The sequence below is a fragment of the Streptosporangium sp. H13245 genome (assembly GCF_055690525.1).
In genome coordinates this window covers 420,250-434,403 of record NZ_JBSZKT010000003.1, presented here as the reverse complement: position 1 = coordinate 434,403, position 14,154 = coordinate 420,250, and the positions used below count along the sequence as shown (strand labels likewise).

The following is a 14,154-nucleotide window of genomic DNA, read 5'->3' as shown; positions in this document are numbered from 1 at the left end:
CAGAAGCTACCAGCGCGCCCGTCAGCGCAGCGGGCGGCCCTCACGCGCCCGGCGCGGCTCGGCCGTCTGGTAGGCGCGGTCGATGCGGGCCTTGAGCCGCCCCGCGCCCGACACGGGCAGGCTCCAGGTGCCCTCCACCTGCACCAGCCGCACCCCCGGCGACTCCAGCCAGCGCAGGACGCACTCGGTCTCCTCGGCGCTGGCGGCGTGGACGGGGCCGGGGCCGGGCGGCACCGTCTCGGCGGTGGCGGTCAGCGCCTCGACGAACGGGGTGGGGTGGGCGCCCTTCGGCATCACCCCGGCCGAGGCGAGCCGTCCGTACCGGATGACGTGGATCTCCCAGCCGCCGCCCGGCAGGGGGGCGGCGGCGACCATCTGGGAGATCGAGGTCAGCGACCGCAGCCGCTGCATGCGGGCCGAGGTGCGGACGTAGGAGGCGAGCCGGTCGCGGTCGGCCGCGGCCTCCTCGTAGCGCTGGTCGAGGGCGAGGCGCTCCATCCTGGCCTCGATCGCGGAGAAGACCGGGGCCGCGTCCAGCTCCATCGCCCGGCGGGCCGCCACGACGTGCACGGCGTACTCGCCGGGGCTCTGGCGGCCCTCGCACGGCGCCCCGCACTTCCCGATCTCGGCGAGGGCGCAGGCGGAACGCCTGGTGCGCGGGGTGATCCGCTCGGTGCACTGGCGCAGCGGGACCGTCTCGTGCAGGGCCGTGCGGGCGTCCTCCGCGGCGCGGACGCTGTTGAACGGGCCCAGGTAGGAGGCCTCGTCGTCCTTGACCTCGCGGACGACCGACAGGCGGGGGAACGGCTCGTCGGTCAGCTTGAGCCAGAACATCTTCTCGGGGAAGCGCGACCTGCGGTTGTAGCGGGGCTTGGCGGAGCCGATCAGCCGCAGCTCCCTGACCTCGGCCTCCAGTGAGGTCGCGCAGGCGATGGACCTGACCCGCGCGGCGATGCCGATCATCTCGCGGACGCGGGGCCTGGTCTCGCTCGCGGTGAAGTAACTGCGCACGCGGTTGCGCAGGTTGGTGCTCTTGCCGACGTAGAGGGGGTCGCCGCCCTCGTCCTCGAACACGTAGACGCCGGGGCCCGCGGGCACCGAGTCGGCCAGGTGCCGCTTGCGGCGCTGCTCGGGGGTGGGCGCGCGGACGAAGCCCTTGAGCTCCTCCAGGGTGTGCACCCCGAAGGAGCCCGCCCGCTCCATCAGGGCGTGCAGCACGTCGACGGTGGCCCGCGCGTCGGCGAGCGCCCGGTGGCAGGGTTCGGTGTCACTGAAGATCCTGGCCAGCGTGGACAGCTTGCAGTTGGGCGCCTCGTCGCGGGTGAGCAGCTTGCGGGCCAGGTCGACGGTGTCGACCACCTGGTGGGCCGGTGGGGGATACCCGTGCGCGGCGCAGGCCGCCCTGACGAACCCCAGGTCGAAGCCCGCGTTGTGCGCCACGAGGGTGGAGCCCGCGGCGAACTCCAGGAAGGACGGCAGCACCGACTCGATCCTCGGCGCCGCCACCACCATGCTGTCGGTGATGCCGGTCAGCACCGAGATGAACGGCGGGATCGGCGAGCCGGGGTCGACCAGGGTGGCGAACTCGCCGAGCACCTCGCCACCCCTGACCTTGACCGCCCCGATCTCGGTGATCGCGTGCTCGCCCGCCGAGACACCGGTGGTCTCCAGGTCGAACACGACGAAGGTGATCTGGCTGAGCGGGGTGCCCAGCTCGTCGAGTGTTCCCTGCACGGCGTAGTCCACGATTCACGACCCTAGAAGCCTCGACCGACATTTACCGCACCGCCCCCTTCCCGGGCCGGTACGCGCCGGACGCCGGAAAACCCGGGGGTTCCCGGCGTCTCAGTCCCAGTAGCTTCCGTCCAGCATCCGTTCGAGGGTGGCCCGGTGCATCACCAGGTCGTCGGGGTCCCCGGGCATGGCCTGCTCGCCGAAGTGGATCTGCCGGTGCCCGACGCGGGCCATGATGATGCCGTGCCTGAGGGCGGCGTACGTCTCGTAGAACTCCATGTCCCGAGGCTTGTATCCCGTTATTTCGTGGTACGTCTGGCAGACGTCCTCGCGCCGCATGAAGTCCGGCATCCCCGGTAGTTCCATGACCTCGGCGATGTCCTGGAAGAAGGCGTGCAGGAAGATCATCCAGGAGATGTCCAGCTCGCGGGGGGCGATCGCGGCCATCTCCCAGTCGAGCACCGCCACCGGGGCGAAGTCCCGGTACATCACGTTGCCGATGCGGGCGTCACCCCAGTTCAGCACGTCGGGACCCGGGTCGGCCGGCCAGTGCTCCTCCAGCCAGCCGAACGCCCGCTCCAGCAGCGGGACGGGCATGGAGCCGTGCGCCCACTCGTAGTAGGCCCGCTGGTCCTCGACGTGCCTGCGCAGCGCCGTCCCGCCCGTCCCGGGGGCCTCCAGGGGGCGCAGCTCCCCGGCGGTGAACGGGGTGTCGTGCAGCGCGGCCAGGATCCCGACGCTGCCGCGCTGCAGCCGGTCGCGGTCGGCGGGGGAGGCGTCCATCAGCCAGCTCCCGAAGGTGTAGGGCATCACGTCCGGCGGCACGTCACCGGTGAGCCGCTCCATCACGAAGAACGGGGCGCCCAGGGGCCCGGGGTCGGGCTCATACCACAGGGGCCGGGGCGCGGGCACGCCCGCGCGTTCCCTCGCCAGCCGCATGACCTCGAACTGCCTGCCGAGGTCGTAGCCGGGGAAGACCGGCACCGCCTCGCTCGCCGGGGCCATCCTGGCGACGCACGAGATGGCGTGCCCGCCCTCGGCGGAGGTCCAGGAGGCGTCGAAGAGCAGCGTCTCGCTGGACAGGCCGTTGCCCGAGGGGCGGGACAGCGGGGAGAGCGTGACGGGGGATCCCACCCTCGCGGAGAGCCACGGGCGCATCCGCTCCCGTAACTCCCCGAGGTCGCGGGTCGAAGTCCGCATGTCCTCGGTCCGCCCGTCGTGCCCGCCGTGCCTGTCCGTCGGCCCGTCCTTCGGCTCGCCCGTAGGCTTGTTCGTCGGCTCGTCCATCGCGCTCTCCCGGGTGGCGTGCGTCACAAGGCGATCCGCACAGTCGTAACCCAGCAGCAAGCGCTTGTCCACAGAGCGTTCACGGCTTCGTCGGCCGCCGGTCGACTTGCGGTCAGGTCGGGGTCAGGGTGCGGGAGCCGTACCCTTGACTGAAGACCGATCCGAGTAGGGGCCGTGATGAGTTCAGCCGGAGAGGGCCTGTCTCGTCCGTTACCCGAGCAGGTCCGCTTACATGTCGTGGAGCTGGCCTCCCAGATTCTCGGTTCGATGCCCGCGGCCTCGGTGCCGCCGCCGCTGAAGGGGATCGCCAAGTTCGACCCCCGCAAGCGGGCCAGGCTGGGCGGCGCCCCGATCGCCGCGCAGCTGGAGACCGACAAGAAGTTCCGCGAGCTGGTCGCCGAGACCCTGACCGCGGGCTGGCCCGAGCTGGTCGCGAGCCTCGCCGAGGGCACGGTCCCGCCCGCGGCCGAGCCCGTCATGGTGGCCGCCGCCGCCTACCTGACCCGGCCGCCTGGCTGGGCGGACATGGTGGAGGTGGCCCGCGCCGACCTGGAGCGGTCGGTCGCCGCGGCCGAGGGCTCCGCCCAGGAGCAGACGGTCTCCCGGCTGCGCGAGCAGCTGGCCACCCAGAAGACCACGGCCAAGGAGGAGTCCGAGCGGCTGCGCGAGCAGCTCAGGACCTCGCGCTCGGAGGTCTCCGACCTGCGCCGCAGGCTGCACGACGCCCGCGAGCGGGCCAAGGCCGCCGAGGCGCGCGCCGCCGCGGCCCAGGAGGTGGCCGACGAGGCGAGGTCCGCCGCGCTCTCGGCGGGGAGCACGGTGGAGAGCGAGCTGCGCCGCCTGCGCGAGCGGCTGGCCGACGCCGAGCGCCAGCTGGAGTCGACGCGCAGGGCCGCCCGCGAGGGCCGCAGCGTGGAGGACACCAAGGTCCGGATGCTGCTCGACGCCTTACAGGACGCCGCGGCAGGGCTGCGCAGGGAGCTCGCCCTGCCCTCGGGCATCCACCGGCCCGCCGACTCGGTGGCCTCGGTGGCGCCCGGCAGGCAGGGGGTCCAGGCGGTTCCCGCGCGGGCGCTCGCCGACGACGACCCCGCCCTGCTCGACCAGCTGCTCGCGCTGCCGCAGATCCACCTGATCGTCGACGGCTACAACGTGACCAAGACCGGTTACGGCACGTTCACCCTGGCCGACCAGCGCAGCCGCCTGCTCACCGGCCTCGGCGCGCTCTACGCGCAGACCCGTACCGAGCTGACGTGCGTCTTCGACGGCGCCGAGCTGAACGGCCCGGTCCCGGTGTCGGCGCCCAGGGGGGTGCGCGTGCTGTTCAGCGCCCCGAACCAGATCGCCGACGACCTGATCCGCCAGCTGGTCCGCGCCGAGCCCGCGGGGCGCGCGGTCGCGGTGGTCTCCTCGGATCGCGAGGTGGCCGAGTCGGTCCGCAGGATGGGCGCCAGGCCGGTGCCCTCGGTGCTTCTTCTCAGACGTCTGGGCCGCGCGTAAACCTTTCGGGGTCGTGAGGCATCGGATCACCCAGGAGGTTTGATTCGATGAAGAAGATCATAACGCTCGCCCTCGCCGTCGTGGCCGCCGGAACGACCGTCACCACCCCCGCGGCGGCCACGACGGCCGCCGTCCCCAGGGGCTTTCTGCTGTACGAGAAGGACGCCGCAAAGAAGGACAACGACCCCGAGACCAACTGGAAGGTCGTCAACTCGGCGAAGGCGAGGCTGGCCGTCAACCCGTGTGACCGGAGCACGCTGGCCGCGACCGGCCGCGTGGCCGCGCGGACGGTGACCTTCACCGGCGTGCCGGACTTCATGAAGGTCGAGCAGGTGATCCTGTACGGTTCGCGGGCCTCGGCCGTCTCGGCCGTCGCCCAGGTGCGCGACGCACTGGCCAGGTGCGGGGCCAGGGGCGACGCGAGCTCCCGTTACCGCTACGCCTCCGCGCGCCTGACCGGGCTCGGCGACGAGGCGCTGAGGATCTCCGGCCAGGTCTACTACGGGAAGAAGGCCGGGGTGGGCGGCGACCGGAGCGTGCTGGTCAGGAAGGGCAACGCCGTCCTGGTCTATCTCTGGGCCGGTGAATACTCCAAGCCCGCGAAGGGCGACTGGACCGACCAGCTGCGCGACGCCAGGAAGATGACCGCGAAGATCTGCACCGTCGCCACCTGCGGATAGCGCGAGTCGCCACCCGCGGGTAGCGCGCGACGACCCCGCCAAGGCGTACGTCGCTGCTCGCGGGCGGGGCGCGAAGATCTGCGCCGTCGCCCGCGGGTGGGGCGTGACGACCGCCAAGGTCTGCGCCGCTGCCTGCGGGCGGGGCGAGGCGACCGCGAAGATCTGCGCCGTCGCCGCCTGCCGGTATCGCGAAGATCCTCGGCCTCGCCGCCCGCGGGCGGCGAGGCCGAAAGTCCCGGCCAGACCGCTCCCCGCGGCTCGGGCACCGTCGTTCGGCAGGAACGGCGTCGCCAGCCGGGGGTAAAGCGTTTACCTATAGGTAAGGGGCAAACCCGGCGAAAAGGTGAGGCAGTCATTACTTTTTCTGTACTATTCGCCGCAGGTCTGGTGCAGGCATTCGGGAGGCGTTGACGTGGCCGTGGCGGGTTTGCCGGTTGGACTGATTCGGATGCCGGTGGCGGCAGGGCTCGCTCTCGCGCTGCTGATGCTGCCGGTGAGCGGAGCGTTCGCAGAGCCGAAGCCGACACTCGCCCAGGCCAAGAAGAAGCTGGAGAAGCTCAACGAGCAGGCCGACCAGGTGGTCGAGAAGTACAACCAGGCCTCGGAGAAGTGGAAGCGGGCCAGGAAGAAGTACCGCACGCTGAACGGCGACCTGACCCGGCAGAACGAGCAGGTCGCCGGGTTGCGCAAGGAACTCGTCACGATGGCCGTCAGCACCTACCAGGTCGGGGTGATCAACGGCTGGGAGGGCATGATCTACCAGACCGACCCCGGTGCCCTGCTGAGCGGCCTGGCCGCCGCCGACCAGATGTCCACCTCCCGCGCCCAGTCCCTGAGCGCCTTCGACGAGGCCACCAAGACGCTGCGGACCAGCCGGGACGAGGCGAAGAAGGCCCTGGCCGAGGCCGACGAGACGCGTGACGACCTGGCCAAGGAGAAGTCCAAGGCCGACAAGATGGTCAGGGCCCAGACGAAGATCCTGCGCGAGCTCAACGTCTTCAAGACGGGCAACCCCGAGAGCGCCGGGATCCAGTACAACGGTTCGGCCTCGGGCAACGCCCGCGCCGCCCTGCAGTTCGCCTTCGCCCAGGTCGGCAAGCCCTACCGGTACGGCGGCACGGGCCCCAGCGGCTGGGACTGCTCCGGCCTGGTCCAGGGGGCCTGGCGCAGCGGGGGAGTCACCCTTCCTCGTACGACCTGGGAGCAGTGGAGCTGGGGCGCGAGCCGCAAGGTCTCGCTGAACGAGCTCCAGCCCGGCGACCTCATCTTCAGCGAGGGTCTCGGCCACGTCAGCATGTACGCGGGCAACGGCCAGATCGTGCACGCCCCGCAGACCGGTGACGTCGTCAAGGTCGTCCCGCTGTCCGCCTACGGCCGCCGGATCGTCGGAGCCGTCCGCCCCTGACCGTGGCGGCGCCCGGACCCGGCGCGGCGCGGAGGAGGTCGCGTACCTCCTCATCCGTCGTCTGGGTGAAGTCCAGGTACGACTGCCCGACCGCGAGGAAGGGCGAGGGCGTGGTGGCGCAGACGACCTCGTCCACCAGGGCGGCGAGGTCCCGGCGGGTGGACCTGGGCGCGGCGGGTACGGCGACGACGGTCCTGGCGGGCCGGGAACGGCTCAGGGCCTGGAGGGCGGCGCGCATGCTCGCCCCCGTCGCGAGGCCGTCGTCCACCACGATGACGGTCCTGCCCGCGAGGTCCGGCGGCGGGCGCCCCTCGCGGTAGGCCCGCTCGCGCCGGAGCAGCTCCCGTCCCTCGCGCCGGGCGATCCGCCGGACGGTCTCCGGTGGGACGCCGAGGCCCCTGACGACGCCCTCGTTGAGGACGGTCACCCCGCCACTGGAGATCGCCCCCATCGCGAGCTCCTCCCTTCCCGGGGCGCCGAGCTTGCGGACGAGGAAGACGTCGAGCGGGACGCGCAGGGCCACCGCGATCTCGTACGCCACCGGCACGCCGCCCCGGGGCAGTCCCAGGACGACGACGCCGGGCCGGTCCCGGTACTTCCCGAGGAGATCCGCGAGCACCCGGCCCGCGTGGTGTCTGTCCTGGAACAGGCGGTTCGACATTGCTATCGCCCCCTTGGGTGATGCATCACCCGAAATGCCTCAAACAGGAACATAACCCCTGTGCTCGCCGGAGTGGACTCTCGGGAGTCGATCTACGGCGCCCACGCGTGCGCCGGGCGCCGAGAGCACCCTGGAGCGGTCCATTCACCAGGATTAAACCTAGATCACGGCAAGTGTGATGAATATTACAAAATCGTGATTTGTCGGGTTCGATACCAAGGATGTGACGAGAGTCATATCTCAATAGCATAAATAGCCATCAAGCAGGGGTAACAGGAAGATCAAGAGGGCTGTTCGATCTTCCGATTTTGACGAATGCTTTGCCGAAAGTTGGAGATCGGGGTAACTTCCTGGCGTCGCGACGTCAAGCCACGCCGTCGCGAAGAATGTCGGTCTTCGGGCCGGTGTCCCTTATAGAAATCCAACCGGCCGCCGTGCCCCCACCCGGGGGCAGGGCTCGTCACGGCGGCCCGCCGAATCCACGCAGCCAGGAGGCATGGAACCGGGGACCCAGAGGCCCAGCACAGCGTGGCCAGGGGTGAATCTGCACATTTGTGCCGTAGGGCATCTTCCAAGCCCGAACCCGTCAGCTAACCCGGTAGGCATCAGTGGAAGTCCCAAGGAGAAATCCTGTCTACCACCCTGCACAACCCCCGTTTGTCGCGCCTTTTCCGCCTTTCCATCGGCGGTATCGCCCTCACGTTGACCGCCTCAGCCGGAGCGGTCACCCTCGGATCCACGGCGGCGCGGGCGACGGCGGACGGTCCCTCCGAGATCCTGACCAACAGCACGACCTGGGTTTCGGAGAAAGCGGAACGTACCAAGGAGACCGCCACTCAGGCCGCCCAGGGCACGACCACGGCGAAGGCCAAGGTCAAGGCCAAGGGCAAGGTCAAGCTGAGCAAGGCGGCACTGCAGAAGGTCCGGGCGGGCAAGGCGGTCTCGGCGGCCAGGAAGCAGATCGGCGATCCGTACCGGTGGGGAGCCTCCGGTCCCGGAGCGTTCGACTGCTCGGGGCTCGTCAGATACGCCTGGCGCAAGGCGGGCGTGTCCCTCCCCAGGATCACGCACAGCCAGTACCGGTCGATCAGGAAGAAGGTCTCGTGGAGCAAGCTGCTCCCCGGTGACCTGCTGTTCTTCAGCGGGAAGGGCCACGTCGGCATGTACGTCGGCAAGGGCAGGATGGTCCACTCGCCGAGCAGCGGCAAGACGGTTCGTATCGTGAGGCTGGCGGGCTACTACAGGTCCTCCTTCGCCGGAGCGGTACGGCCCGGAACCTGAGCCCGCGTCCGGGCACGGACCCCGGGACCCGCGCCGAGCGCGGAACCCGAGACCCGCGCCTGAACACGGCAACCGAGTACCTCGAGTACGAGGCCTGAACACGGCGCCCGAGCCCGCGTCCGGGCGTGTGTCAGAAGCACGCGCCCGAGCACGGAACAGCGGCCCCGGCCCCCCACCAGGAGGGCCGGGGCCGCTCCACGCCGGTCGAGTACCATCGGCTCGTGTCCGTCCAGAAAGGGCGCCGCGCCGTGCTCGCCGGGATGCTGGCGCTGATGAGCGCCGCCCCGCTGGCCGGGACGGGCCCCCTCCTGGCCGGAGCCGCCCCGCTCCCGCGCGCCCCCCGCCACCCTCCCCCGTACGACGCCCGGACCCTCCGGCGCGTCCCGTACGCCCCCGGGAGCCCGCGCGGCCTGTGGCCGGGCGCCGCCGTCACCGTCCGGGGCGAGCACTCCCTCGTGATCGGCCACGGCGTCGAGGCCGCCGTCCTGCGGGACCTGGCGGCCAGGGCCGACCGGGCCCGCGCGACGATCGCGAAGCTCTGGGGGCCGGTCGACGCGGTGGTCCTCTTCCCCGCCACCGACGCCGAGGCCGCGGCGCTCGCCGGGGCCGGGAGCACCCATGGCCTGGCCGCGATGGCGACCGCGGACCGGGTGATCGTCCTGCCGTCGGGATACGCCAGGCTCACCGCGACCGGCAGGGACGTGGTGATCACCCACGAGCTCGCCCACGTGGCCACCGGGGCGACCCGGGGCGGCCGGGTGCCGATGTGGCTGTCGGAGGGCTTCGCCGACTACGCGGGCTACCGCGACTCCGGCCTCGCGGTGCGCACGGCCGCCGCGGAACTGGCCGCCGAGGTGCGCTCGGGCGTCCTGCCCGGCGGCCTCCCCGGCCCGGCCGACTTCGCCCCCGGCGCGCCGAGGCTCGCGCAGGCGTACGAGGAGGCGTGGCTCGCCTGCCGGTTCGTCGCGGAGCGCTTCGGGGAGAAGGCGCTGGTGAGGCTCTACGGTAGCGATGTCGGGAGCGCGCTCGGACTGCCGGTGGCCGAGTTCACCGGAGCCTGGCGCGACTACCTCAGGAAGGAACTCACGTGACGCTGAGCACGACGGACGCGTCCTCGGGCGTGCGGACGGCGGGGTGGGCGACGGCGGGCCTGGGGGTGGCCACGCTCGCGGTCGTGGCGTTCACCACGCCCTGGAGGACGCTGTCCGAGGGGGCTCCGGCCGTCGCCCCCGATCCGGCCCGCGACTTCACCCCCGAGCAGATCGCCAGGGCCGGGACGTTCGACGCGCTGGTCAGTCTCCCCGGCTACCTGTCGCTCGGCCTGACGCTGGTCGTGGCGGGGGTGCTGATCGCCACCCCGCTGGGCGCGCGGCTCGCCGCCCGGCTGCCGGGGCCGTGGTGGCTGCGGGCGCTGCTCGGCGTGCTGGCGTTCTCGGTGGCCGTGGCGATCCTGCGCTGGCCCCTGGGGATGTGGTCGGAGAGCTACCTGCGCGACTTCGGGCTGTCCACCCAGACCTGGCCGTCGTGGGCGGCCGACCGGGCCAAGAGCACCGGCATCGGCACCGGGCTGACCGCGATCATGGTGGTGGCGGTGATCGGCCTGGCGCGGCGCTACCGGCGCTGGTGGATCCCCGCGGCGGCCGGGGCGTTCGTCCTGACCGTGGCCGCCTCCTTCGCCTACCCGGTGCTCATCGAGCCGGTCTTCAACGACTTCAGGCCGCTGGAGGCCGGGAAGCTCCGCGACGACCTGCTCGCCATGGCGGCCAGGGACGGAGTGCCGGTCGAGAACGTGCTCGTCGCCGACGCCTCCCGGCGGACCACCGCGCTCAACGCGTACGTCTCCGGGTTCGGCGCGACCCGCAGGATCGTGGTCTACGACACGCTGCTCCGCGCGCCCGCCGACGAGGTCGAGCTGGTGGTCGCGCACGAGCTGGGCCACGCCAAGGCGGACGACGTGCTGTGGGGCACGCTCGTCGGCGGCCTGGGCGCGGCGTTCGGGGCGTGCCTGCTCTACCTGGTGACCTCGGCGGGGGGCGTGCGGCGCAGGGCGGGGATCACCTCGCTCGGCGACCCGGGGGCGGTGGGGCTGGTCATGGGACTGCTGAGCCTGGCCACGGTCCTGTCGGGACCGGCCCAGAACCTGGTGAGCAGGCATATCGAGGCCCGTGCGGACGTGCACGCGCTGGACCTGACCAGGGACCCGGCGACGTTCGTGGCCATGCAGAAACGACTGTCAGTTACTAATATTTCGGATTTATCGCCTGATTTAGTTGAATATGTGCTTTATGCATCGCATCCCACGGCACCGCAGCGCATCGCCATGGCACGCTCCTGGGCCGGGCTGAACGGCCTCCCCGAGCCGTGAACCGCACGCTGGTCGTCACGAACGACTTCCCGCCCCGCGCGGGAGGGATCCAGTCGTTCGTGTACGGCCTCATCGCCCGCCGCCCGCCCGGCTCCGTCGTCGTCTACGCCCCCCGGTGGGCCGGCAGCGCGGCCTTCGACCTGCGCCAGCCGTACCCCGTCGTCCGGCACCCCACCTCGCTGATGCTGCCCACGCCCGCCGTCGCCCGCCGGGCCGCCGGGCTGGTCGCCGCGTTCGGATGCGACACCGTGGTCTTCGGGGCGGCGGCGCCGCTCGGGCTGATCGCGCCCAGGATGCGCGAGGCCGGGGCCCGCCGCGTCGTCATGGTCACCCACGGCCACGAGGCGGGCTGGGCCGGGATCCCGGCCGGTCGCCGGGTGCTCGCCAGGATCGGGGCGAACGCCGACGTGGTCACCTACCTGGGGGAGTACACCCGGCGGCGGCTGGCCCGGGTGATCCCCGAGGACAAGCTGGTGCGGCTCGCGCCCGGCGTCGACACCGAGGTGTTCCACCCGGGGGCCGGGGGAGGGCGGGTGCGCACGGAACTCGGCCTGGGAGAGCGGCCGGTGGTGGTCTGCCTGTCCAGGCTGGTACCGCGCAAGGGCCAGGACACGCTCCTGCGGGCCTGGCCCGGCGTGATCAGGGACGTGCCCGGCGCGGTGCTCCTGATCGTCGGCGGGGGCCCGTACCGCGGCACCCTGGAGCGGCTGGCCCGGCCGATGGGCGCCTCGGTCAGGATCATCGGCCCCGTGTCCGAGGCGGAACTGCCCGGCTACCTCGCGGCGGGCGACGTGTTCGCCATGCCGTGCCGCACCCGCCTGGGCGGCGTCGACGTGGAGGGACTCGGCATCGTCTACCTGGAGGCCTCCGCCAGCGGCCTGCCCGTGGTGGCCGGTTCCTCGGGCGGCGCCCCCGACGCCGTGCTGCGCGGGGAGACCGGCCTGGTCGTCGACGGCACCCGCCTCGGCGAGGTCGAGGCGGCCCTGGTCGGCCTGCTCAAGGACCCGGCGGGGGCGCGCGCCATGGGGGAACGCGGGCGCGAGTGGGCGGCGCGGGAGTGGAGCTGGGACCTCGCCGCCTCCCGCTTCGCCCGCCTCCTCGAACCCGCGGAGACCCCGTAGCCGTACGCCCGGCCCTGTGTTGTGCGTCGCGGAGAGCTTTTGGGCGCGTCCGGAGCCCCGAGGGGGCCTTCAAGCGCGTCCGAAGCCGGGAGACGGTGTCCGGTTCCCGTTCATCGCGGGGAGACCCGAGGGGGTCCCGTGGGCGTCCGGTGCCGGAAGACGGCGCCGGTTCCGACCGTCGGGGAGAGTCGAGGAAGCTCGCGGAGACGTGCGGAGACCCGCGGGCTCCAGGTGCGACCTGGAGCCCGCGAGAGCCTCTCAGCCGTAGAGGGCGTCGACCTGCTTGGCGAAGTCGCGCATCACGATGTTGCGCTTGATCTTCAAGGTCGGGGTGAGGTGCCCGCTCTCCTCGCTGATGTCGATGTCGAGGACGGAGAACTTCTTGATCTGCTCGGCCTTGGAGACGAACCTGTTGGCGCCGTCCACCGCCTTCTGCACCTCGGCGACGATCGCCGGGTCGGTGCTGAGCTCGGTGAGGCTCGCCCCCGCCCTGCCGTTGGCGGCCTTCCACTGCTCCAGGGCCTCGATGTCGAGCGTGACGAGCGCCGCGACGAACGGCCTGTCGTCGCCGACCACCATCGCCTGGCTGATCAGCGGGTGGGCGCGGATGTGGTCCTCCATCGGGGCCGGGGCGACGTTCTTGCCCGCGGCGGTGACGATGATCTCCTTCTTGCGCCCGGTGATGCGGAGGTAGCCGTCCTTGTCGAGCTCGCCGATGTCGCCGGTGTGGAACCAGCCGTCCGCGTCGATCGCCTCGGCGGTGGCCTCGTCGTTGTTCCAGTACCCCCGGAAGACGTGGCGGCCCTTGACGAGCACCTCGCCGTCCTCGCCGATGCCGATGGTGACGCCGGGGAACGGCTTGCCGACGGTGCCGACCTTGTTGGCCCCCGGCATGTTGACCGAGGACGGCGCGGAGGTCTCGGTGAGGCCCCAGCCCTCCAGGGTCTCGATGCCCACGCCGCGGAAGAAGTGGCCGAGCCGCTCGCCCAGAGCGGAACCGCCGGACACCGCCGTCGTCAGCCTGCCTCCGGTCGCGGCGCGGATCTTGCCGTAGACGAGCTTGTCGAACAGGGCGTGCTTGAGCTTGAGGCCCAGCCCCGCGCCGCCCGCCGCCTCAGCCCTGCTCCAGGCGACGGCGGTGTCGGCCGCAGCGTGGAAGATCTTCCCCTTGCCCTCGGCGGTCGCCTTCTGCTCGGCGCCGTTGTAGACCTTCTCGAACACGCGGGGCACGCCCAGCAGGAACGTGGGCTTGAAGGCCTGCAGGTCGGGGGCGACGTTCTTCATGTTGGGGGTGTGCGCGAGGATCGTGCCCGTCTCGATCAGCACGATCTCGATGATGCGGGCGAAGACGTGCGCGAGCGGCAGGAAGAGCAGCGCCGCCCTCTCGTTCACGGTGAACAGGCGCTCCAGCGGGCCGTTCGCGACGTTCTTCGCGGTGAACAGCAGGTTGTCGTGGGTGAGGCTGCAGCCCTTGGGCCTGCCGGTGGTGCCCGAGGTGTAGACGATGGTCGCCAGGTCGGCGATGCCGCGCCCGGTCCTGCGCTCGTCGAGCGTACTGTCGGCGACCTCGGCGCCGAGCGCGGTGAGCTCGTCCAGGGCGCCGCCCTCGATGCGCCAGACGTTCTTGAGGCCGGGCAGGCCGGACGCGTCCTCCCGGACGGTCTCCTCGTGCGACTCCAGCTCGACGAACACGGCCTTCGCGCCGCTGTCGGAGATGATCCAGGCGGCCTGGTCGGCCGAGGAGGACTCGTAGATCGGCACGCTGACCGCCCCGGCGGCCCAGATCGCGTAGTCGATCACGGTCCACTCGTAGCGGGTGCGCGACATCAGGGCCACCCGGTCGCCGGGCTCCACCCCCGCCGCGATCAGGCCCTTGGCCACCCCGGCGACCTGGTCGCGGAACTCGCGGGCGGTGACGGCGGCCCAGTCGTCGCCGACCTTGCGGCGCAGGGCGACGACGTCGGGCCCCTCCTCCGCGCGCCGGAACACCGTGTCGGTGAGGTTGGCGGAGGCGGGGACATCCACCAGCACGGGGACGCTGTACTCGCGCACGGGTCACTCCTGGAGACGCACGATCGATGGGCTGCCTGGAAGTTATCGCGATAAGTTACGCATGGATA

The 14,154-nt window shown here is 71.8% G+C and carries 11 protein-coding genes and 1 riboswitch; of the genes, 7 read left to right on the top strand and 4 right to left on the bottom strand.

The window, feature by feature from the left end; genetic code table 11:
• Positions 1-21: 21 nt before the first annotated feature.
• Positions 22-1,746 (bottom strand): DEDD exonuclease domain-containing protein, encoded by a 1,725-nt coding sequence (locus ACW9TB_RS08780; protein WP_472747428.1) that lies wholly within the window; start codon positions 1,744-1,746, stop codon positions 22-24.
• Positions 1,747-1,845: 99 nt separating this feature from the next.
• Positions 1,846-3,048: a phosphotransferase family protein gene (locus tag ACW9TB_RS08775; RefSeq protein WP_472747427.1), complete on the bottom strand. Its 1,203-nt coding sequence runs from the start codon at positions 3,046-3,048 to the stop codon at positions 1,846-1,848.
• A gap of 240 nt (positions 3,049-3,288) precedes the next feature.
• Here ACW9TB_RS08775 and ACW9TB_RS08770 point away from each other — a divergent pair, with 240 nt between their 5' ends.
• From ACW9TB_RS08770 to ACW9TB_RS08760, 3 genes are all read left to right on the top strand, one after another.
• The gene (locus ACW9TB_RS08770) at positions 3,289-4,521 is read left to right on the top strand and encodes an NYN domain-containing protein (RefSeq protein WP_472747426.1); all 1,233 of its coding nucleotides are present in this window, start codon (positions 3,289-3,291) and stop codon (positions 4,519-4,521) included.
• A 47-nt stretch (positions 4,522-4,568) separates the two neighbouring features.
• Entirely contained in the window at positions 4,569-5,201 is a 633-nt protein-coding gene (locus tag ACW9TB_RS08765) for a hypothetical protein (protein WP_472747425.1), read from the top strand.
• 448 nt (positions 5,202-5,649) lie between these two features.
• Positions 5,650-6,606 carry a C40 family peptidase gene (locus ACW9TB_RS08760; RefSeq protein WP_472747424.1) on the top strand — a complete coding sequence of 319 codons (957 nt, stop codon included), beginning with the start codon at positions 5,650-5,652 and terminating at the stop codon, positions 6,604-6,606.
• Here ACW9TB_RS08760 and ACW9TB_RS08755 read toward each other — a convergent pair.
• Positions 6,548-7,267: a phosphoribosyltransferase gene (locus ACW9TB_RS08755; RefSeq protein WP_472747423.1), complete on the bottom strand. Its 720-nt coding sequence runs from the start codon at positions 7,265-7,267 to the stop codon at positions 6,548-6,550. The two genes, ACW9TB_RS08760 and ACW9TB_RS08755, sit on opposite strands and share 59 nt — an antisense overlap.
• A gap of 461 nt (positions 7,268-7,728) precedes the next feature.
• Positions 7,729-7,887: riboswitch (cyclic di-AMP (ydaO/yuaA leader) on the top strand.
• Between the two features lie 82 nt (positions 7,888-7,969).
• Between ACW9TB_RS08755 and ACW9TB_RS08750 the strand changes: the two genes are divergently transcribed.
• From ACW9TB_RS08750 to ACW9TB_RS08735, 4 genes are all read left to right on the top strand, one after another.
• Positions 7,970-8,548, top strand: a complete 579-nt coding sequence (locus ACW9TB_RS08750; protein ID WP_472747422.1) for a C40 family peptidase — start codon at positions 7,970-7,972, stop codon at positions 8,546-8,548.
• Positions 8,549-8,769: 221 nt separating this feature from the next.
• A complete protein-coding gene (locus ACW9TB_RS08745; protein ID WP_472747421.1) occupies positions 8,770-9,639 on the top strand; it encodes a hypothetical protein in 870 nt (289 codons plus the stop codon).
• Positions 9,636-10,913: a M48 family metallopeptidase gene (locus ACW9TB_RS08740; protein WP_472747420.1), complete on the top strand. Its 1,278-nt coding sequence runs from the start codon at positions 9,636-9,638 to the stop codon at positions 10,911-10,913. The genes ACW9TB_RS08745 and ACW9TB_RS08740 overlap by 4 nt, the downstream gene beginning before the upstream one ends.
• On the top strand, positions 10,910-12,034 hold the full coding sequence (locus ACW9TB_RS08735; protein WP_472747419.1) for a glycosyltransferase family 4 protein: 1,125 nt from the start codon (positions 10,910-10,912) through the stop codon (positions 12,032-12,034). The genes ACW9TB_RS08740 and ACW9TB_RS08735 overlap by 4 nt, the downstream gene beginning before the upstream one ends.
• A 258-nt stretch (positions 12,035-12,292) precedes the next feature.
• Here ACW9TB_RS08735 and ACW9TB_RS08730 read toward each other — a convergent pair whose 3' ends face one another.
• Positions 12,293-14,086, bottom strand: a complete 1,794-nt coding sequence (locus ACW9TB_RS08730; RefSeq protein ID WP_472747418.1) for an AMP-dependent synthetase/ligase — start codon at positions 14,084-14,086, stop codon at positions 12,293-12,295.
• Positions 14,087-14,154: the final 68 nt, after the last annotated feature.

Bases quoted from the DNA above. Each gene is read 5' to 3' on its own strand.
- ACW9TB_RS08755 (WP_472747423.1), bottom strand. From the start codon at position 7,267: ATGTCGAACCGCCTGTTCCAGGACAGACACCACGCGGGCCGGGTGCTC.
- ACW9TB_RS08770 (WP_472747426.1), top strand. From the start codon at position 3,289: ATGCCCGCGGCCTCGGTGCCGCCGCCGCTGAAGGGGATCGCCAAGTTC.
- ACW9TB_RS08765 (WP_472747425.1), top strand. From the start codon at position 4,569: ATGAAGAAGATCATAACGCTCGCCCTCGCCGTCGTGGCCGCCGGAACG.
- ACW9TB_RS08760 (WP_472747424.1), top strand. From the start codon at position 5,650: ATGCCGGTGGCGGCAGGGCTCGCTCTCGCGCTGCTGATGCTGCCGGTG.